This window comes from Microbacterium sp. SORGH_AS_0454, from assembly GCF_031453395.1.
In the GTDB taxonomy this organism is placed as follows: domain Bacteria; phylum Actinomycetota; class Actinomycetes; order Actinomycetales; family Microbacteriaceae; genus Microbacterium.
Genome location: NZ_JAVIYS010000001.1, coordinates 1,046,313 through 1,066,305, shown reverse-complemented (window position 1 = coordinate 1,066,305; position 19,993 = coordinate 1,046,313). Strand labels below are relative to the sequence as shown.

Annotated in this window: 19 protein-coding genes and 1 riboswitch; of the genes, 4 read left to right on the top strand and 15 right to left on the bottom strand. The window is 70.5% G+C overall.

The window, feature by feature from the left end; translation table 11 throughout:
* Positions 1–27: 27 nt before the first annotated feature.
* The 6 genes from QE454_RS04860 to cofG form a co-directional block, all read right to left on the bottom strand.
* Complete coding sequence (locus QE454_RS04860; RefSeq protein ID WP_210075921.1) at positions 28–1,101, bottom strand: CU044_5270 family protein; 1,074 nt, start codon at positions 1,099–1,101, stop codon at positions 28–30.
* The gene (locus QE454_RS04855; protein WP_267788479.1) at positions 1,094–1,675 is read right to left on the bottom strand and encodes an RNA polymerase sigma factor; all 582 of its coding nucleotides are present in this window, start codon (positions 1,673–1,675) and stop codon (positions 1,094–1,096) included. Before QE454_RS04855 ends, QE454_RS04860 begins: the two co-directional genes overlap by 8 nt.
* Before the next feature lie 88 nt (positions 1,676–1,763).
* Entirely contained in the window at positions 1,764–2,399 is a 636-nt protein-coding gene (cofC, locus tag QE454_RS04850) for a 2-phospho-L-lactate guanylyltransferase (protein ID WP_210075923.1), read from the bottom strand.
* An 88-nt stretch (positions 2,400–2,487) separates the two neighbouring features.
* Complete coding sequence (fgd, locus tag QE454_RS04845; protein WP_307313625.1) at positions 2,488–3,498, bottom strand: glucose-6-phosphate dehydrogenase (coenzyme-F420); 1,011 nt, start codon at positions 3,496–3,498, stop codon at positions 2,488–2,490.
* A gap of 19 nt (positions 3,499–3,517) precedes the next feature.
* Entirely contained in the window at positions 3,518–4,987 is a 1,470-nt protein-coding gene (locus QE454_RS04840; RefSeq protein ID WP_307457498.1) for an NAD(P)/FAD-dependent oxidoreductase, read from the bottom strand.
* Positions 4,984–7,485 (bottom strand): 7,8-didemethyl-8-hydroxy-5-deazariboflavin synthase CofG, encoded by a 2,502-nt coding sequence (gene cofG, locus QE454_RS04835; RefSeq protein WP_307457502.1) that lies wholly within the window; start codon positions 7,483–7,485, stop codon positions 4,984–4,986. Before cofG ends, QE454_RS04840 begins: the two co-directional genes overlap by 4 nt.
* Positions 7,486–7,605: 120 nt before the next feature.
* On the opposite strand from cofG, the gene QE454_RS04830 reads away from it, so the two are divergent.
* Entirely contained in the window at positions 7,606–7,995 is a 390-nt protein-coding gene (locus QE454_RS04830; RefSeq protein WP_103208103.1) for a hypothetical protein, read from the top strand.
* Between the two features lie 167 nt (positions 7,996–8,162).
* Here the strand turns inward: QE454_RS04830 and QE454_RS04825 are convergent, their stop codons facing one another.
* The 3 genes from QE454_RS04825 to QE454_RS04815 all read right to left on the bottom strand — a co-directional run bounded on the left by QE454_RS04825 (position 8,163) and on the right by QE454_RS04815 (position 11,144).
* Entirely contained in the window at positions 8,163–8,981 is an 819-nt protein-coding gene (locus QE454_RS04825; protein WP_307457505.1) for a TSUP family transporter, read from the bottom strand.
* Positions 8,982–9,057: 76 nt separating this feature from the next.
* Positions 9,058–9,876, bottom strand: a complete 819-nt coding sequence (locus QE454_RS04820) for an ABC transporter permease subunit (RefSeq protein WP_307457507.1) — start codon at positions 9,874–9,876, stop codon at positions 9,058–9,060.
* A complete protein-coding gene (locus tag QE454_RS04815) occupies positions 9,873–11,144 on the bottom strand; it encodes an ABC transporter ATP-binding protein (RefSeq protein ID WP_307457509.1) in 1,272 nt (423 codons plus the stop codon). Before QE454_RS04815 ends, QE454_RS04820 begins: the two co-directional genes overlap by 4 nt.
* Before the next feature lie 109 nt (positions 11,145–11,253).
* On the opposite strand from QE454_RS04815, the gene QE454_RS04810 reads away from it, so the two are divergent.
* The 3 genes from QE454_RS04810 (at position 11,254) to QE454_RS04800 (ending at position 13,585) form a co-directional block, all read left to right on the top strand.
* The gene (locus QE454_RS04810; RefSeq protein ID WP_267788468.1) at positions 11,254–12,342 is read left to right on the top strand and encodes an enoyl-CoA hydratase/isomerase family protein; all 1,089 of its coding nucleotides are present in this window, start codon (positions 11,254–11,256) and stop codon (positions 12,340–12,342) included.
* A 95-nt stretch (positions 12,343–12,437) separates the two neighbouring features.
* Complete coding sequence (locus QE454_RS04805) at positions 12,438–13,364, top strand: DnaJ domain-containing protein (protein ID WP_307457516.1); 927 nt, start codon at positions 12,438–12,440, stop codon at positions 13,362–13,364.
* Between the two features lie 38 nt (positions 13,365–13,402).
* Positions 13,403–13,585 carry a DUF5302 domain-containing protein gene (locus QE454_RS04800; RefSeq protein WP_210075941.1) on the top strand — a complete coding sequence of 61 codons (183 nt, stop codon included), beginning with the start codon at positions 13,403–13,405 and terminating at the stop codon, positions 13,583–13,585.
* Positions 13,586–13,648: 63 nt separating this feature from the next.
* On the opposite strand, the gene thiD is transcribed toward QE454_RS04800, so the two are convergent.
* The 6 genes from thiD to QE454_RS04770 form a co-directional block, all read right to left on the bottom strand.
* On the bottom strand, positions 13,649–15,085 hold the full coding sequence (thiD, locus tag QE454_RS04795; protein WP_307457520.1) for a bifunctional hydroxymethylpyrimidine kinase/phosphomethylpyrimidine kinase: 1,437 nt from the start codon (positions 15,083–15,085) through the stop codon (positions 13,649–13,651).
* On the bottom strand, positions 15,082–15,759 hold the full coding sequence (locus tag QE454_RS04790) for a thiamine phosphate synthase (protein WP_307457523.1): 678 nt from the start codon (positions 15,757–15,759) through the stop codon (positions 15,082–15,084). The genes thiD and QE454_RS04790 overlap by 4 nt, the downstream gene beginning before the upstream one ends.
* Positions 15,756–16,565, bottom strand: coding sequence for a hydroxyethylthiazole kinase (gene thiM / locus QE454_RS04785; protein ID WP_307457525.1), 810 nt, complete (start codon positions 16,563–16,565; stop codon positions 15,756–15,758). Before thiM ends, QE454_RS04790 begins: the two co-directional genes overlap by 4 nt.
* Positions 16,557–16,648, bottom strand: a riboswitch (TPP riboswitch). It overlaps the preceding gene by 9 nt.
* Positions 16,649–16,701: 53 nt before the next feature.
* Positions 16,702–17,970: a hypothetical protein gene (locus QE454_RS04780; protein ID WP_210075949.1), complete on the bottom strand. Its 1,269-nt coding sequence runs from the start codon at positions 17,968–17,970 to the stop codon at positions 16,702–16,704.
* Between the two features lie 94 nt (positions 17,971–18,064).
* Positions 18,065–19,387, bottom strand: coding sequence for a S8 family serine peptidase (locus QE454_RS04775; RefSeq protein ID WP_210075951.1), 1,323 nt, complete (start codon positions 19,385–19,387; stop codon positions 18,065–18,067).
* Positions 19,384–19,803: a hypothetical protein gene (locus QE454_RS04770; RefSeq protein ID WP_210075954.1), complete on the bottom strand. Its 420-nt coding sequence runs from the start codon at positions 19,801–19,803 to the stop codon at positions 19,384–19,386. Before QE454_RS04770 ends, QE454_RS04775 begins: the two co-directional genes overlap by 4 nt.
* Positions 19,804–19,993: the final 190 nt, after the last annotated feature.

The window sequence follows — 19,993 nt, the reverse complement described above, 5'->3', positions numbered from 1 at the left end:
GCAGCAGGTCTGCGGGCCCCAATCCCCTCACCCCTCGCACAGGCTCGTACCCTCGGGCGCCGCGTCCACGACCGTCGTGGTCACGGAGCTGGAGCCGGTGGCCGTCCCCGCTGGCAAGTCGGCGACCGGATGCAGGAGAACCTGCCGTTCGCCGATGAACGCCCCGGTCTCGGGATCGATGATGATGTCCTGGCGGAAGCCGCCCTCGGTCTCGTCGCGGCCAATCGCGGTGCCGGTCCGGCCGTTCAGCGTGGCCTGCTGCTCGGTGATCGTGACGCCGGGGATGAGTGCTGCGGTGTCGTAGAAGACCGAGCGCAGTTCGGCCGAAACTGTTCCCGAGCGGAGGCGATCGGCGATCCACACCAGGGCCTCTCCATCGCGCGACGGTCCGGCAGCCCCGTTGTCCTGATAGATCTTCTGAAGCAGTTGCCGTGGGTCGCGGGGGAGCGCGGCGGCGGTGTCGGCATCGAGGGTGACGACGGAGTAGCCGCTCTCGGTCTTTCCTCCCGGGAACGCTTGACGTGCGTCGTGTTCGAGGCCCCCTGCCTCAGCGGCGAACGTCTCCGAGCGAGGGCCGAACGTCTGCACGGGCTCACGCGCGCACCGAACCTCGATCCAGTCAGCTGATCGGTCGGCCGGCACCCAGAGGGCTCGCAGATCGCGTTCGAGAAATGTCGTCAGGTCGCCGTCCCGGAGGTTGCCGTCGTTCTCGCGGCGGGCCTCCTCGGCATCCGCCTCGGTGGTGCCCATGGCGGCGTACAGAGCGTCGGTGCGCACCTCGAGGTACTGTCCCGGACCGACGACGGGGTCCGTCACGCTGCGTGCCGCCGCGGCCGCTGAGCCCAGTACCGCCGCCGCGGCGGGGTCCGCGCCGACCGGGGCGCCGAGGGCGCCGCCGAACACGAGCACCCCGGTGAGGGCGCAGGTTGCCGCGACAGCCGAACCGACCCAGATCCACCGCTGGCGTGGATGACGGCGAGCGGGGGAAACGGCGGGCGCGTCGATTGCGCGTAACAGCGCGGCGCGGCCGCGGATCACGTCGTCAGGACTCCGCTCGGGAACGTCGGCCCGGACGCGGTTCAGCAGCGAGATCTCATCCACGGTGGTGCTCTCTTTCTCGGCTCGGAGCCGGGGTGATGTGCGGGGTGATCGCAGCGCGGACCTTTCGCCGCGCGCGGCTCAGACGTGAGCGGACCGTTCCCAGGGGAATGTCGAGGGCTTCGGCGATCCCCGCATAATCGAGGTCTCCGAACGTATGGAGCAGCAGCACGTCACGGTCGCCGCGTGACAGGTCGGCGAGCGCGGTGCCGAGGTGCGGGGCGAGTCCGTCGGCATCCATCCGCTCCTCGGCGGTCTCGATGTCGTCGACGTGCACTCGTGCGATGTCGGCCGCGAGCATTCCTCGCCAGGCCCGGGCCTCGAGGCGCGAGTGCTTCTGCATCAGGACGGTGGCGATACCGAGGAGCCACGGGCGCGCGTCGAGGCCACCGGTGAACGAGGCCCGACGCGCGAAGGCGACGAGGAACGTCTCGGACGTCACGTCTTCGGCGAAGGCTACGCCGAGGCGTCTGCCGACGTAACGGTGCACCACGCGCTGGTGCCGGTCATAGAGATCGGCGAAGACGGCCCCGTGTGTCAGGGACCGCACGATGATGTCGCCGTCGTGGGTGCTCACACTGGGTATTGTCCGATTCGCGGAAAAGGTTCTCGATTCGCTCGTCGGATTTCGGGAATGCGGTCGAACGCTCGGACACCCAGCCCGCTCAGGCCGCTGCCGCCGCCAAGACCGCCGCCGTCCGCGGCCCCACGCCCAGCGCCACGGCCTCGGAGAGCTGCGCGGCGGTGTCGACGTCGCGGTGCAGCGTCGAGTCGCGCGCGACGCTCAGGTCGGTGCAGCCGAGCAGGCGGTGGCGTGCGGCGGAGTCGGGACCGAAGGCCGAGACCCACACCGCCCCGGCGCGTGCAGTGATGAGCGTGGAGCCCGTGCCCTCGGCATCCGTGACCAGACCTCGTTCGACGGATGCTGCGCGCTCGAGCGCGGCGTCGAGATCGGCGGGCCGCAGGGCGGGGACGTCGCCGAGCAGGGCGGCGCGGGGCGAACCGACACCCGCGACGGCTGCTCCCAGAGCAATGGCTGCGTCGAGACCGCGGGTGTCGCCCTCGGGTACGACTTCGACGGTGCGCGAGCGGCGGAACTCGGCGCGGACGCCCTCGTCGTCGGTGACGACGATGACGCGTGACACCAGGTCGGCGGCGGCTGCGGCGGTGATGGTGTCGAGCGCGATGGCGCGCGCGAGGGCCTCGCGGTCGGTACCGACGTCGGTGAGACGCGTCTTGCCGACCGCGGCGGGTTTGACCGGGACGACGATCGTCCAGCCGGAGGTGTCGGGGGTGCTCATTGCCTCCATTGTGTGCCGAACCCCCGACATTTCCGCGCGGGGGTAGCGGGGTGCCGCAAAAGATGCACGGCCCGCCCCGCCGCCCGCCTCAGCTGAACCGCTTGCGCAGGCGAGGGAGGATCTCCTCGCCGTACATGCGCAGGAACTCCTCCTGGTCGTGTCCGGGGTCGTGGAACACGAGGTGGCGGAAACCCAGGTCGACGTACTGCGCGATGCGCTCGACGTGCTCATCGGGGTCGGTCGAGACGATGAAGCGCGACGCCGCGCGCTCGATCGGCAGCTCGTTCGCCAGGCGCTGCATCTCGATGGGGTCGTGGACGCTCATCTTCTCTTCGGCGGTGAGGGCGAGCGGCGCCCAGAAGCGCGTCTTCTCCATCGCGGTGTCGTGGTCGGGGTGGTACGACACCTTCACCTCCATGAGGGTGTCGACGTCGTCGCGCGTGCGGCCCGCCTTGGCGAGGCCGTCGTCGAGGGCGGGGAGGAGCTTGTCGGTGTAGAGCTCGGGATCCTTGCCGCTCGTGGTGATGTATCCCTCGGCGATGCGACCGGCCAGGCGCGTGGCGGCGGGGCCCGAGGCTCCGATGTAGATCGGCACCTTCTGCTCGGGGCGGTCGTAGATCGTGGCGTCCTTGACCGAGTAGTAGGTGCCCTCGTAGGTGACGCGTTCGCCGGCCCACAGCTCGTTGATGATCGCGATCGCCTCTTTGAGCCGCTGGAAGCGCTCGGGCGGCTCGGGCCACTCGAGACCGAGCGTGACCTCGTTGAGGGCCTCGCCCGTACCGACGCCGAGCACGACGCGGCCGGGGTACATCACGCCGAGGGTCGCGAACACCTGCGCGATGACGCCCGGGTGGTAGCGGAAGGTCGGGGTCAGCACCGACGTTCCGATGATGACGCGCTCGGTGCGCGCACCGAGGGCACCGAGCCAGGGGAGGGCGTTGGGGGCGTGACCGCCGTCGTGCATCCACGGCTGCAGGTGATCGGAGAGGAAGACGGAGTCGAAGCCCATCTTCTCGGCGAGCACCCCGAAGTCGAGTAGCTCGTTCGGCCCGAACTGCTCGCTCGAGGCCTTGTAACCGAATCTGAGGGGAATGCTCATGGGTGGCTCCTCTTATGTGTCAGCTGCGCACGGGGCTGTGCGCGGGTTCGAACTCCGACCCGTCGGCGCCGGTGAGGCGCTCGCGGAACGCCTGGACGGTGCCCGGCCACAGCAGGGTCAGCCGTCCCGAACGCTCGTCGACGTACCAGTTGCGGCATCCGCCGGTCATCCAGGGAGTGGATGCCGCGGCGGCGGCGATCTCGTCTGTGTAATCCGCCTCGGCCTCGGGGCGGACGCGCAGCACCCGGTCGGGGCGGCGGTCGCGCTCGGCGAGAGCGCGCACCACGTAGGCGGCCTGCTCCTCGGCCATGAGCACGGCGGAATTGTGCCCGAGGCTGGCATTGGGGCCGTTGAGGACGAAGAGGTTCGGGAAGCCCGCGACCACGGTGGAGCCGAACGAGGTCATGCCCTCCGACCAGTGCTCGGCGAGGGTCGTCTCGTCGCCGTGGACGAGATCGGCGTAGGGCTGCTGGGCGGCGGCGAATCCGGTGGCGAGCACGAGCACGTCGGCTTCGTGGGTCTCTCCGCCGGCGGCGATGAGCGTGGAGCCGTCGACGCGCGAGAGGGCCGTCGGCTCGAGGGTCACGGCCTCCGAGGCGACGGCCGGGTAGAACGCGTCCGAGAGCAGCACGCGCTTGCAGCCGAAGGCGTAGTCGGGGGTGAGCGCCGCGCGCAGCGCAGGGTCGGCGACCTGCGCGTGCAGGTGTGTGACGGCGGCATCACGGGCGGTGGCGGATGCCGCGGCGTCGCCCGAACGCGAGGCGAAGCGCTGCTCGCCCTCGGCGTAGAGCTCAGCCCGTAGGCGCGCGAGGGCTCCGGGATTTTCGGCGAGCCGATCGCGCTCAGCGGAGGGGATGTCTCCGCCGCCCCGGGGCATGATCCAGGCGGGCGTGCGCTGGAACAGCGTGACGTGGGCGGCGGTGCGGGCGAGTTCGGGCACGAGCTGCACGGCGCTCGCCCCGGTCCCCACCACCGCGACGCGCATTCCCGTGAGGTCGGCGTCGTGGTCCCAGCGAGCCGAATGGAACAGCGGCCCGGGGAACGACTCGAGCCCGGCGATGGCGGGGACGTTCGGTTCGGTCAGCCGACCGCACGCGAGGACGAGGGCACGGGCGACGAGCGGCTCGCCGCCGGTGTCGATGCGCCACACTGCGTCCTCGGCATCCCACCGCGCTCCGAGCATCGGGGTGCGAAGACGCAGTCGATCGCCCAGGGCTTCGCTTTCGGCGACGCCGCGCAGGTAGTCCTGGATCTCTCCGCCGGGGGCGAAGGTGCGAGACCATCGCGCGTTCGGGTGGGCGGCGAGGCTGTACAGGTGCGCCGGCACGTCGCAGGCGACACCCGGGTAGGTGTTGTCGCGCCAGGTGCCGCCCACGTCGTCGGCGCGTTCGAGCACGACGAAGTCGTCGCGCCCGGTGCGGCGGAGGGCACCGGCCATGGCGAGGCCGGCGAACCCTGCCCCGACGATCGCGGCGTCGAGGATCCTCACGCGCGCGGCCCGTCGGCGGGGAGGGCGTAGCGGGTGCCCCCGCTCGTTTCGATGTACGGGGCGGACGGGTCGGGCAGCGGCACCGCCACCCGGTAGTCCGTCGTCCGCAGTCGGAAGGGACGCATGAGGCTTCGCGCGATGCGCCCGGCTGCGGAGACCGGCAGCTCGAGCCCGTGCTCGATACCGGTGTCGGGCAGGACGCGTCCGTCGTAGAGCGTTCCGCCCAGGTCGTCTCCGCCGGAGCGCAGCAGCGCGGCCGCCGTCTCGCGACCGACGCGGGTCCACGGGATCTGCACGTGCGAGATGCTCCCCGACAGCGCGAGGCGCGACACGGCGACCATCGCACGATGCTCGTCGACCGGGCTGCGGCCCTCGACGAGCGCCACGTCGCCGCCGGGCAGGGGAATCGGTACGAACTCGGCGAACCCGCCGGTCTCGGCCTGGATCTCGCGCAGGCGCCGCAGATGCGCGATGCGCTCCTGGGCGGTTTCGACGTGCCCGTAGAACAACACCGATGTCGAGCGGAACCCCGACCGATGAGCCGCGGTGATCCCCTCGATCCATCTGTCGATCTCGAGATCGCGCGGTGCGACGAGGGCGCGCACACGCTCGCTGAGGACCTTCACGCCCGTACCCGGAACGGTGTCGACCCCGGCCTCGTGCATCGCTGCGAGGGCACCGTCGAGACCGAGACCCCCGCGCTCGGCCAGGTCGCGGACATCGGCGGGGCGATAGGCGTGGACGTGGATGCCGGGAGCTGCGCGCTTCACCGTGCGCACGAGGTCCAGGTAGGCGGCGGGATCCTCGGCGGGCACGAGCGAGCCCTGGATGCAGATCTCGGTGGCCCCGAGGGCCGCGGCGTCGGCAGTGATGTCCGCTGCGTCCTGGAGATCGAACTCGCCGCTGCCCGTGCGGCCGGCGCGCCGGAACCCCGTCGAGGTGAGGTTGCGGTTCTGCACCAGGGTCACGGGTTCGCCGACGGTGTACCGGCGGGCGTCGTCGGCGGCCGCGGTGAGCTCGTCGAGCTCAGCGCCTTCCGCGCGCAGGAGTCGTACCCAGTCGTCGTCGTCGAGATCGGAGGCTCGGGATGCCGCCCGCTCGGCCAGCCGCTTCACCCCGGGGTCGTGGCCGGGGGCGCCCCCGCGAGCGGAAGAGGATTCGCCACGGGAGGAGGCTTCGGCGCGTAGGGATCCTCCCGCTGCATGATCTTCTTCCATAGAGACGTCGTCCGTGCCCGTCTCGCGGGCATCGGTGCCCCGCGGGATCACGTCGGCCGCGAGCCCCGTGGCATCGGCCAACGCCAGAACCGGCTCGTGCAGCGCCGGGTCGATCCAGCGAGCGGCATCCGTGACGTACTCGGGGTGTGCGGTGAGACGCTCGCGCAGGTAAAAGCCGCGGGTCGCGGTCTGGGCGGCGAGGTCGTCGATCTGCGGCCACGGTCGCTCGGGGTTGACGTGGTCGGCGGTGAGGGGCGAGACCCCGCCCCAGTCGTCGATGCCGGCCTCGATCAGCAGCCCCAGTTCGCGCGGGTCGGAGAGGTTTGGCGGGACCTGGATGCGCATGTCGGCGCCGAACACGAGACGCGCGACGGCCACCGCGGCCAGGTAGTCGTGCATGTCGGCATCCGGAGCGCCCTGCATGGCGGTGCGGGGCTTGGCGCGGAAGTTCTGCACGATGACCTCTTGCACGTGACCGTGCCGGTCGTCGATCTCGCGCAGGGCGACGAGCGACTCGGCGCGGTCGCGCACGGTCTCGCCGATCCCGACGAGAATGCCCGTGGTGAACGGGATGCCGGCGGCCCCGGCGTCGTCGATGACCTTCAGGCGCAGCGCCGGGTCTTTGTCGGGCGAGCCGAAGTGCACCTGCCCGGGCTCCTCGTACAGGCGTCGCGAGGTGGTCTCGAGCATCATGCCCATGGACGGCGACACGGCGCGGAGGGCAGCGAGCTCGTCAGGGTGCATGACGCCGGGGTTGGCGTGCACGATCATGCCGGTCTCGGCGGTGATGAGTCGGGCGATGTGCGCGACGTAGTCGATGGTCGAGGCGAAACCGTGATCGTCCAGCCAGGCGCGGGCTTCGGGCCAGCGCTCTTCCGGGCGGTCGCCGAGGGTGAGGAGCGCCTCTTTGCAGCCGAGAGCCTGACCCTGGCGCACGACGGAGAGCACCTGCTCGGGGCTCATGTACGCCGGCTTGCGCAGCAGGCTCAGCTGACCGGGGGTGTCGACGAAGACGCAGTAGTGGCACCGGTCGCGGCACAGCGTGGTGAGCGGGACGAACACCTTGCGCGAGTACGTGATGACGCGGTGGCGCCCGGCGCGGTCGAGACCCTCGTCGCGCAGGGCCGAGGCGACGCGCAAGAGCGCAGGGAGCGGGGCGCCCAGCAGCGCCTCGGTCTCATCGACGTCGGGGCGGTGACCCGACGAGATCGCCGCCAGAAGGTCGTCGATCGAAGCGCCTCGGGCCGGTGCGACTCGCGGCGCAGCGCTGCCCGTGCTCATTCGTCCAGGCTATCCCGCACCTCCGACATACGGGCCGCCTTGACGCGCACCGGGTGATCGTTGCGCTCCTGTGAGGTGAGGGAGGGGTGGGGGCTGCCGGACGCTGGCAGGATGGAAGGCATGGTGACCCTGCTGCTCGACTCGACGCAGCTCGAGGTCGTGCTCTCGCCGACCGAGCGTGCGATGTCTTTCCGCAAGAGCAACATCGTCGTCCCCCGTGAGCACATCGAACGGGTGCAGCTCACCGACGACGCGTGGACCTGGATCCGCGGTGTCCCGAACCCCGGGATCAACCTGCCCGTCGCGGTCGGCGCGGGCACCTGGAAGTCGGCCGGTGGGAACGACTTCGTCATCATCCGGGGTCGCAAGCCCAGCGTGGTCATCGACCTCTCCGGTCATGACGAGTTTGAGCGCCTGGTGCTGACGACCAAGCACGGGGTCGCGCTGCTGAAGGCGTTGCGTCTCGACGTGGCATCCGAGCCGGAGAACGTCGCCGACATCGTGCGCTGACGGCGCGCGGGCCGGCACCGGTGCTCCGGGCCGGCACCCGCCGGCGCCCGCGCCCCCCTCCGCACGTTGAGTGTCCAGAACACCCGGACGGATTTTCAAAACGTCCGGGTGTTTTGGACACTCAACGGATACCGCGACGCCTGAGACGCCGCTCCCGCGAGCCGGGGCTACGACGTGAACTGCACGACGGTGTCCCACGCGAGCTTGACGATGAGGATCGACAGCGTGACGAGGAACACGACCCGCACGAAACCGCTGCCCCGCCGGGTCGCCATGTGAGCGCCGATGAAGCCGCCGGTGACGTTCATCGCGGCCATCGCGAGCCCCAGCACCAGCAGGATCTCGCCGTGGACGCCGTACACCGCGAGGGCGGCGAGGTTCGTGGTGAGGTTCGCGATCTTCGCGTTGACGCTCGCCTGCAGGAAGCCGTAGCCCAAGACGCTCACGATGAGGATGACGAAGAACGAGCCCGTTCCCGGCCCCAGGATGCCGTCGTAGAACCCCACCGCGAGACCGATCGCCGCCGCCCGCCAGGCGATGGCCACCGCCTTGTCGTGCCGCGGTTCGTGGTGCAGGCCCATCCGGGGCTTGAGCAGGGTGTACAGCGCGACCGCGATCACGGCCACGAGGACGATCGGGGTTAGCACCTCGCGGGGGACGAACCGCGAGAGCGCGGCGCCGGCGGTGGAACCCGCATACGCCCCCGCCACGAGGGGGATCAACAGGACGAGCTGCACCCTGATCTTGCGCAGGTACACCCAGCTCGCCGAGAGCGTTCCGAAGAACGAGGACAGCTTGTTGGTGCCGAGGATGAACGGGGTCGCGACGTCTTTCGGAACGGCGATCACGAGCGCGGGGAGCTGGATGAGTCCGCCCCCGCCGACCACCGCATCGACCCAGCCGGCGACTCCCGCGGCGATCAACAGCAGCACGAGGGCGGCCACCGAAACGGGGAGCCACTCGGCGATCACCGGTCCATCGAGCACGGTTGATTCTCACTGACCCCGGAGCAGCCGACCAAATGCGGGGACGATGAGCGCACTCGTCGCGGGTGCGCCCCGCTCAGTCGATGTCGCGGCGCCAGGTCGTGAAGAAACCGATGACGAGGAAGACGACCGCGTACCCCAGCAGAACGAGACCACCGACCCACCACTCGAGAGCGCTGTTGTTGCCCGTGCCCATGGTGCCGAAGATCGTCTGCCCCACCAGGGCGTCGCTCGCGGCGCTCGGGAACCACTTGACCACATCGCCGAAGCCCTCGACGAGCCCGCCGATGGTGCGCACGATCGGCTCGATGAACAGTGTCACGGCCAGCACGATGACGATCGCGGCGACCTGATTGCGCACGACCGTGCCCACGCCGATGCCGATCAGGGCCCAGAGCGCGAACGCCAGCAGCATGCGCCCTATCAGCACCCACGTGTCGGAGGAGCCGAGCTGGGCGTCGATACCGAAGACGCTCAGCACGCCCGCGCCGGCGGCGACGGAGGCGATCGAGCCCAGGATGCCGTAGAGCAGCCCGACCACGATGCCGATGACGAATTTGCCGACGAGGACGACGCCGCGGCGCGGGGTCGACAGGAATGTCGGGGTCAGCGTCTTGTGGCGGAACTCGGTGGTGACCATGAGCGTGCCGATGAGCAGCGGGAAGACGTAGCCGACCGCGGTGGCCGAGCTGTAGACGAGAGGCGGAACGCCGGCGCTCGACATCAGGGGGCCACTCGCTCCGGTGAGCTCGCCCGAAGCGAGCCCTCCGAAGACGAAGGCGAGGGCGGCGGCGGTGAAGCCGACGTAGGCGACGAGCACGATGCCCAGCACCCACCAGCCGGCGGTGCTGAACTGCTTGGTGTACTCGGAACGCGTGGCGGCGACGAGGCTCATCGCTGCACCTCCTGGTCGGCGGGCGTCTTCTCGGACGGGCTCTCGGGCCGGTCGCCGGAAGGTGTGGGCGCGACGATGTCGATCACACCGGTGGAGGCCACGGCGTAGGACTGGCGCGGACCGGCCTCAGGCGTCAGGGGCGTCTCGGCCGCGGTGCGCAGCGTGCGCGGCGGGGCGATAACGGTGACGAGGGCGGTGGAGGGACGCGCGTCGTCGTGCGGGGCCGGTGCCTCGGAAGAGAGATCGTCGTGGCTCACCGCGGGGGCGGGTGCGCCGGTCGGTGCGGGGAAGGCGTCGAGACCCGTCGCGGGCGCCGGGGTCGCGGCATCCGGGATCGATTCGGTTGCGGGGACCGCACCCGCGCTCTCGTGCACACGCACCCCGCTGACGAGCTCGAGGAAGATGTCTTCGAGGCTCGCGCCCTTGCTCTGCAGGTTCGACAGGGCGATGCCCGCGCCGGCGGCCAGGCCGCCGATCTCGACCGGGTCGTGGTGGCGGATCGTGAAGCCGTTGCGCAGCAGCTGGTACCCGATGCCGCGCTCATCGAGCACGCGCGATAGAGCCGCTCGGTCGGGGGAGTCGACGACGGTGGCGTACTCGTCGGGGTCGGCGAGGTCTTCGATGCCGCCCTGGAACACCAGACGGCCGCGCGAGATGATCAGCAGCGCGTCGACCGTCTGCTGGACTTCGGCCAGCAGGTGCGAGGAGATGAGGACGGTGCGCCCCTCTTCGGCCAGGTGGCGCAGCAGGGAGCGCATCCAGCGGATGCCCTCGGGGTCGAGGCCGTTCGAGGGTTCGTCGAGGACGACGACGCCCGGGTCGCCGAGGAGTGCCGTCGCGAGCCCGAGGCGCTGGCGCATGCCGAGAGAGAAGCCGCCGACCCGTCGGCCCGCGACGTCGGCGAGACCGACCAGGCCGAGCACCTCGTCGATGCGGGCGGCCGGCAGCCCGGCGGCGCGGGCGTACACCTTGAGGTGGTTCGCGGCGGAACGGCCGGGGTGGAAACTCGAGGCCTCGAGGGCGGCTCCGACGGTCTGCAACGGCGACGACAGCTCGCTGAAATGCTTGCCGCCGATCGTCGCGGTGCCCGAGGTGGGGCGCACCAGCCCCAACAGCATGCGCAGCGAGGTGGTCTTGCCGGCGCCGTTGGGACCGAGGAAGCCGGTGACCTGCCCGGGTTCGATGCGGGCGGAGAGATCGTCGACGGCGGAGATCGAGCCGAAGCGTTTGGTGAGCCCGGCGAGCTCCAGCACCTGTCCGTCGGGCATACGGCACCTTTCGTTCTGCGTGCGTTCTTCCTATCTTCCCCGATCCGGGGGCGAAAACACAGTTATCCACAGCCGAGGGCGCGGCGGACCGGCTGTGTAACGTGGCACCGTGCACGCACAGCGAACCGAAGACGTCAGCGCGGGCGACACCGCTGCCGACAGTGTCCTGGTCGGGGGTCGCGGTGGCCTCGGTCATCTGACGCTGAACCGCCCGAGGGCGATCAACGCCCTCGACCTCGAGATGATCCGCGCCCTGAACCTCACGCTCGACCGCTGGGAGCAGGACACCGACGTCGACGTGATCCTGCTCGACGGAGCCGGCGATCGTGGATTCTGCGCCGGTGGGGACGTACGGGCGCTCCACGAGATGGTGACGGCGGGCCGCGTCGACGAGGTGCACGCCTTCTTCCGCGAGGAGTACGCGCTCGACCATCGGATCGCGATCTCGCGCAAGCCCGTGGTCGCGATCGCCGACGGCGTCTGCATGGGCGGCGGCATAGGCCTGGCCGGTCACGCGGCCATCCGCATCGTGACCGAGCGCTCGAAGCTCGCCATGCCCGAGACACGCATCGGGTTCACTCCCGACGTGGGCGGATCGTGGTTGCTGGCTCGAGCCCCCGGCCGGCTGGGCGAGTACCTCGCTCTCACCGGCGGAACGATGGATGCCGCCGACGCGGTGTACGCCGGCTTCGCCGACCATATGGTGCCGACCGCGCATCTCGAGGCGCTCTACGAAGCACTCGAGAACCGCGCCGATCCGTCGAGCCCCACCGAGCTGGTGCTGCTGTTCGATGAGACCCCGGAGCGCTCACGGCTCGAGGACGCCCGGGAATGGGTCGACGACGCCTTCGCGGCCGACGATGTCTTCGGCATCCTGGACCGCCTTCGTCGGCGTCCCGAGGTCGAAGCGCGCGAGACGGCCGAGCTGCTGGCCTCGTCGGCGCCGACCGCGCTCGCGGTGACGCTCGAGGCCGTGCGTCGAGCTCGCGAGCTGCCCTCGCTCCGCGCTGCCCTCGCCCAGGAGTACGGACTGGTCATGTGGTTCGCGCTCACGCAGCCCGACCTCGTCGAGGGGATCCGCGCGCAGGTCGTCGACAAGGACCGGTCGCCGTCGTGGTCTCCCGCGCGACTCGACGACCTTCCTCCCGAACGCGTCGCCGAGGCCTTCGCCTACGCGCCCGAGCCCGCGCTGTGGTGACCGGGGGGGCCTGACCTCGCCGTCCGGGCCGCACTCAGCCGCAGCGGGTTAGCCTGAGAGGCGCCGCGTCCTCGCGGCAGAACGGATGAACGCACGTGTTCGACAGTCCTATGTCGTCCTCGGCATACGAGGTGCTCCGCGTCGCGGCCGACATCGACGAAGAGGGTCTGCGCCGCGCGTATCGCGTGCGTCTGCGCGAGACGCACCCCGACACCGGGGGCGACGCCGCGTTGTTCGTCCAGGTGCAGCGCGCGTGGGAACTCGTGGGAACGCCCGAGGCGCGCAGCGCCTACGACCGGGGCCGCGGGACGGCTCCCGGGGAATGGGGCGGCGGGATGCCGGCATCCGCTCCCTCCCGTCCGAGCGACACGCGTCCGCGCGCACGCTCGCACGGCCAGCCCGGCGGGTGGCGACGCGAGCGCTACCTCGGACTCATCCGCGAGTGGGTGGGACGCGGCGTCGAGATCCCCGACCCCTACGACCCGGCACTCGTGCGCTCGGCTCCGCCCGAGATCCGGCACATCCTCGCCGACGCGCTCGCCGAAGAAGAGACCGCTCGCCTCGTCTCGGAGCTGGGCATGGGCTACACGGTGTGGCACGACGTGTTCGCCGATCGCGACGGGCGCGACCCGGAGCAGAAGCTCGACCACCTCGTGCTCGGACCCAGCGGCCTCTACGCTCTGCTGAGCGAGGACTTCGGCGGCCCGGTGGGCGTGCGGCGCGGCGAGATCACCGGAGCGAACGTCATCGGCTCCCCGGTGACCGAGCTCGTGTCGCGGGCGCGTGTGATCGCGCGAGCGGCCGGCGTCCGCTTCAGCGGGGCGATGGTGGTGCTTCCCGACGACGCCGTGCTCGATGCGATCACCGAACTCGGCAAGGTGCGCGGAACGCCCGTGGCCCTGGTCACGCGCAGCGCCCTCACCACTCTGCTGCGTCGGGGGATCATGGGGGGTCGCGAGGTCGGCGGCACCGAACTGTTCGACATCCGCACCAGGTTGCAGCAGCGCGTGCGGCACGTCTGATCCGCGACAGGTCGCCGCTACCTGCCTAGGGTGGAGTCATGAGTACCGACGAGACCTCGGGTGCCTCGGCATCCGACGACATGAAGCGCAAGTTCAAAGAGGCGCTGGAGAAGAAGAACGGCCAGCACCGTTCGGGTCAGGCGCACCTCGACGGCCACTCCGCCGTGCAGGGCACGCACGGAGCGGTCACCAAGCGGGAGTTCCGCCGCAAGAGCGGCTGAGGCCTCCGCCCACCGTCACCCGAGGTGTCGGGGACCCCTCTCATGAGCGGCGTCCCCGGCACCTCACGTGCGTTTCAGGGGCGCTTCGAAGAACGCCAGCTCGAGCGACATGGATCGGTCGTATGCCGTGGCCATCTCGTGCCGGAGGGGAACGGATGCCGATCGTGCGGCGGCATCCGCGATGCGCGCCGCCTCGGCGGATGACGCGGCGAACGTCTCGTCTCCGTAGGCCGTGAGCCAGTCGGCGTAGGGATGGTCGGCGGCGAATGTGCCCCGCCAGCGCACGCCGATGTCGGTGTACAGGACGAAGCAGGGCAGGATCGCGGCCACCAGCACCGCGTACGACCCGGCGGCCGCTGCCGCGTGCAGGTGGTCGGTGTAGGCCCAGGTCGCCGGGGCTGCCTCGAGCCCGTCCGGATCGACGTGCGACTGGTGCAGCGCCGCCTCCTCGACCAGGCACGACACCGAGGCCGTCGCCCAGAACCGCTGTTCGTCGGCCGTAGGAGCCAGAGCCGCCGCGCGGGCGAGCACGCGGGCGTACTCACGCAGGTACAGCAGATCCTGCCCGAGGTACCAGGCGAACGCGTCGCGGTCGAGATCCCCGGATGCCAGACCGCGCACGAACGCGCAGGCGTCGACCTCTGCGCGGATGGAGGCGGTGGCATCCCACCGCTCGCTGCTCCACGATTGGCCGAGATCGATGTGCGGGCGCAACTCGTGCAGGTGGTCGATCGGGCCGTTGCCCCGGCCGACGTGCAGCGCCTCGGCGTGTTCGAGGGCGCCGGTGAGCCAGCGCTTCGCGCGGGTCAGGGCGTCGGGCCAGGGCATACCGTGCGCGGCGAGGGTCGCCATGGCCGATGACAGCGAGCAGCCGGTGCCGTGGGTGTGCGGGGTGTCGACGCGACGCCCCGCAACCTCGTGCACACCGGTGGCGTCGACGATGGCATCCGGGCACTGTCGGCCGTCCAGGTGCCCGCCCTTGAGGAGGACCGCGGTGGCGGCCGTGGCGGCGAGCTGTTCGGCCTGAGCGACCGCGGCCTCCCATGTCGTCGCGACGGGTTCGCGCACCAGCACCGCGAGCTCGGGAAGATTGGGGGTGACGAGATCCGCGTGACGGCAGAGCGCGCGCACGGCGTCTTCGGCGTCGGAGTCGAGCAGCCGGTCGCCGCTCGTGGCCACCATGACCGGGTCGAGGACGACGATCGGGGGGCGCACGGCGGTGAGCCAGCGCTCGACGGTGGCGATGACCTCGGTCGAGCCGAGCATGCCGATCTTGACCGCATCGATCTCGACGTCGTCGCTGACCGCGCGGAGCTGCTCGTCGAGGAAGGACGTCGGCGGTACGTGGACCGACCGGACGCCGAGGGTGTTCTGCGCGACCAGGGCGGTGACCGCGGCCATGCCGTACCCGCCGAAGGCGGCGATCGACTTCAGGTCGGCCTGGACGCCCGCCCCACCGGTCGGATCGGTGCCGGCGATGCTGAGGACACGGGGGATCATGCCCCGGCCTTCCACGCGGTGCGCAGGTCGCGCATGGTCGCGCTCGGGTCGTCGCTCTCGCTCACCAGCGAGACGACGGCGACTCCCGCGGCACCGGCCCGACGCAGGGCCGTGACGTCCGCGATGCCGATGCCCCCGATCGCGACGCACGGGAGGGGAGCGGATGCCGCGAGCTCGCCGAACCCGTCGATGCCGAGCGGTCGCGGGTGGTCGGGTTTCGTCGAGGTGGCACGGATGACGCCGACGCCGAGGTAGTCGACGGTGCCCGCGGGCAGCGCCTCGGCCGCGGTGAGGTGCGCCGGGGTGTTCGCCGTCCATCCGATGAGGGCGTCGGGCCCGAGCAGCGCGCGCGCCGCGTCGACGGGCAGGTCGCGCTGGCCGAGATGGATGCCGTCCACCCGGGCGTTGTCTCGCCGGGTGCCGGGTTGTCGGCCCAGGCGCTCGCGCGCGGCGAGGACGACGTCGAGGCGGTCGTCGACGACGAACGTGCAGCGTCCCGCGATGACGTCAGCGAGGTCGAGGGTGCGGGCGAACAGTTCGCCACCGCTCGCGACCTTGTCGCGCAGTTGCACTACGCTCACGCCCGCGGCGACGGCCTCGTCGACGATGTCGCGCAGGCGCGCGAACGGCAGGCGGTGGTCGGTGACGAGGTGCAGGGACAGGTCGGCGGTCATCGCGTGACCTCGGTGTCGACGCGGACGCGTCCGTCGAGGTCGGCCGGCTCGATCGCGGCGAGCTCGTCGAGGAACGCCACCGCGAACGACCCGGGCCCTCTCGTTCGGGATGCCGCCCGCTCCGACGCCACGGCCCAGATCACGCTGGCGGTGAAAGCCGCGTCGAACGCGGGGGTGACGGCGAGCAGGCTCGCCATCGCGGCGCCGAGGGCGCAGCCTCCGCCGGTGACCTTCGTCAGCAGGGCGCTGCCGCCGCTCACGCGCGCCGTGCGGGTGGCATCCACGATGAGGTCGGTCTCGGCCGAGACGGCGACGGTGCCGCCGGTGCGGATCGCGAGTGAGCGTGCGGCGTCGAGGGCGTCTTCGGCGGAGTCGGTGGCGTCGACCCCGCGGCCGCCGGCGCCGGCTCCCGCGAGGGCGAGGATCTCGGAGGCGTTGCCGCGGATGATCGCCGGGTGCGCGCCGAGCAGCTCGTGTGCGAGGGCAGTGCGCACGGGTAGGGCGCCGACGGCGACCGGGTCGAGGACCCAGGGTGTTCCCGCGGTGACGGCCTCTCGGGCGGCATCCCTCTGCTCGCTCGTGGGGGTCCCGAGGTTGACGAGAACTCCGCCGGAGATCCCGGCGAACATCCCGGCCTCTCCGGGGATGTCGCACATCGCGGGCGAGGCGCCGAGAGCCAGGAGTGCGTTGGCGGTGAAGTTCGTCACCACCGCGTTGGTGATGCACTGCGTGAGCGGCGCGGCCTCGCGGAGCGCGCGCAGCGCTTCGGTGGGGGTGGATGGAGACGACGACGTGCGAACGACCATTCGCGACATCCCTTCGCTAGTACGAACTAGATCAGGTTCGACGGGTGTGTTCTCAGCCCTGGCGGGCACCCCGTGTCACTGCTTGGCACGCTAGCAGGTCGTCAGCCTCCGGATGCCGTGGTTCGTTCGCCGCGCTTCAGTCGTCGCGTGAGCCCGCGGCGGCGTTCTCGGAACGCGGTGCGGTCTCGTCGTCGTCCTCGAGACGCGGTGCGATGGGGCCGCCGAGACCGCGTCGCTCGTCGCGGCGGTCGGAGCGTGAGCCCGATCCCATGCCCCCGGCGCCTCGGCTGCCGGCGGCGCCGGCCGTACCGCCGGCAGCCGTGCCGCCGGCTCCACCGGTGGAGGCCGAGGTTCCGGCTCCGCGGCTGCCCGCCGCGGCGGCGTTCGCGCCGGTTCCGGACGTACCCGTGCCGCCTGTGGCACCGCCGACCAGGGAGCCGGTGCCCGAGCGTGCGCCGAGTCCGGCACCGGTGGTCGAGGCGCCGCTCTTGCCCAGGAGGCCCCCGCTGCCGCTGATCGGGCGTCCGGCAGCCGCGGTGCTCGCGCCCCTTCCAGAGCTCAACCGGCTCAGCGCGGCGGCGCCACCGCCCCCTGCGATCAGTCCCGCCGAGAGGCCCGAGCCGAGGCCTGCGCCTCCGCCGGAGATGCCACCACCGGGGAAGGAACCCCCGATCGAGCCGGGGCCCGAGATGTGTCCGGGCAGGGTACCGATGCCGGAGATCGAGCCGTCCGGCGTGGGCGGGGTGTAGTGCGGGGGGACGAGGCTGAGGTCGAGACCGGGACCACCATCATGGGATGTACCGGGCTCGGGAATGAGGTGGGGCGGGATGGGGGTGGGCAGTGGGTAGCCCTCGTCCGGGTCGGGGTTGCGCGGGACGGGGATGCTCTGTCCACCTCCGCCTCCACCGCCGGTTTGCCAGCGGCTGTCCGTCCCTTCCGAGCTTCGAGTTGCGTCGGACGGGGGGTCCTCCTCGGTGAATTCGCGGGGACCCGCGGTGAAGGATGCCACGGGCGGGGCGGGCGGTGCCATGCTGTTCATCGTCTGGCTGATGGACGTGAAATCGGCCTTCGCTTGCTCCTCGCGTCGTTGAGCGAGGAAACCGTTGAGGGCCTGCACAGCGCCCTCGCCCGCGATCAGAGAGATCGGTCCGAGGAGCAGGGTCGTGCCGACCGCCGCTCCGCGAACGGCGAACTCCTGACCGGGCGACAGCGCCTCGTCCGGAAGAGCTGCGAGCTTCTCGCGCGCCGCCTGTCGAAGGCCGTTCGCCTGGTTCAGGGCGTCCGCCAGCGTTCCCTCCAGGTACGCCATTTGCTCGCCGATGGTCTTCGCGCCGGCGCGGAACATCTTCTCCGCAGCTCCTGCCGCGTCACCCTCGATGCCGGGAAGATCTGCGGCAGCAGCCACAGCATCTCGAAGCGTGGCTAGCTTTTCGACCAAGTTCACAGACGCGGGGACGTCGAACGGGTCTCCAGCTTCGGCCAGGTTTGTCAGAGCCCGCTCATACGGACCGGTCATGAGCATCTCCATTTCGACGGTTCTTACGAGATATCAGGACCGTGACGACCGCCCCGGCCGCTACAACGATGCCGACCACGATCCCGATAACGGTCGGGAGCGCGGATGAGGACGGCATCGCTCTCTGCGCTGCGTCTTCGTCACCACGAGGTTGTGGGAGGTCCGACGAGTTTGCCGTCGGCGTCTCTTCTACGGGGAAAGCGAACCCGCGCGCGGCAGCTGCCTGAAGCTGTTCGTCGGTTGGCTTCGTGCGCCCGTCATTGATCAGGAGGTTCTCGTCCGGGTAGGTTGTGGGGTCCGTCGCCAGAAGCCGTGCGGGCCACGCGAGCCCGTACCCAAATCCACTGGCCGCGTCGTTCACAAGGTCGTGAGCTTTGTTCCCAGTGTTTCGCAGAAGCCCCTGCACCAGTTGATCGGGCGTGGCGGTCGTATATCGCTGTTTCGCCAGCGCGAGCATGCCCGCGACAAGTGGGGCAGCGAAGGAAGAACCCGACGCGACCCCGCCCGTTCCCCAGCCAGCTCGGCCACTGCCCACGGTCCCGACGTGCTCGCCGGGCGCGACGAGCGTGGTCCCCTGGAAGACGAACGGCTTCGCGTCTGTGGAAGGAAGCTGGCCTTGCTCGTCTACGGCCGATGCCACAATGACGCCTCGATACTCGCGTAGCCCTGTCGCCGAGGTCGTGTTGGGATTTGGTCCCGACCCCACGAGAATCACACCTTTCGCTATGGCGTTGGCGATGACGTCGGAGTCGGACGATGATGTGCCACCCGCGATGGAGCTGATGACGATGTCCGCGCCGTCGTCGATGGCGCGTTGCACTCCCAGCCCCAGCGGGGTCAGTTGCCCCCCATGCTCGGCGGCGGTGCACTGGTCGGAATCAGTCTCAGTGCCATAGCTGAAGAACGTGACAGCTGCATCCGGTGCAATACCGCGCACTCCATCGGGCCCGGTGCCGTTCCCGATGATCTGCGCAACGACGGTGGTGCCGTGGATGGCGTCTTCTGTCGGATCGGTCGTCGTCGAGGAGGACGATTCAGCGCACAACGGCCGCGGGTCGACGACCAAGTTGCGGCCCTCGAAGACGGGGAGATTGGGGTTGATATTGGCGTCGATGACGGCGATCTTCGCGCCGGCGCCTGTCCACCCTTCGGTGTGAATGGCCGCCATGCCATAGGCGTCGTACCACCAGTTGTCCTCGGGTGCTGCGCTGGCAGCGAGCGAGGGGGCGAGGGCCAGGGCGGCTGAGACGGCGACAGCAGTGACGCCGCGGACCCACCGATTGCGTGGCAATGTGTTGCCGGTCACGCGCCGAACCCCGAACGCGCATCCGATGATGAATCCGCGGACGTCGGGGGTGTGGAGGGGGCGGAGGTTGCGGAGCCGGACGATGTGGGGGGAGGGCTGCTCGCGATGTCGTCGATCAACGCCGTCATCTCGCGCGCTTTGCTGTCGCTGATTTGGTCGTGATCTTGAAGCATGACGACCGCCTGTGCGAGCGCGTCGGCATTGCGCAGGGCGAACTCACGGACCTCCTGCACTCGTGCAGCGATCTCCTCAGCGACGCTCTCTAGCTTCTTCGTATACGCCTCGGGAGCGTCCTCTTCGCGGTTGCCGTGAACGACGGTGATCGCCGCATCGTTGGGCAGGTCGTCGCTCGCCTGTCGGATCCGCGAGACGTGGTAGTCGCTCACTCCGTCGTCGACTCGGATCATTCCGACCATGTCCAGGTTCCTCTCGCGCGTGGCACGAACGGGGCCCGACCACTGGCGAGAGCGTCGCCCCCCGGTTTCGCTTGCGACTCTATAATCGCGCATCCGCGGGAACGTGCAAGTCGGTTATCCACAACCGCCGACGCCCTCGCGGGGCCCGGTCTAGCCGGGCGTCAGCTTTGACCCCGGTATCTGCGGTCTC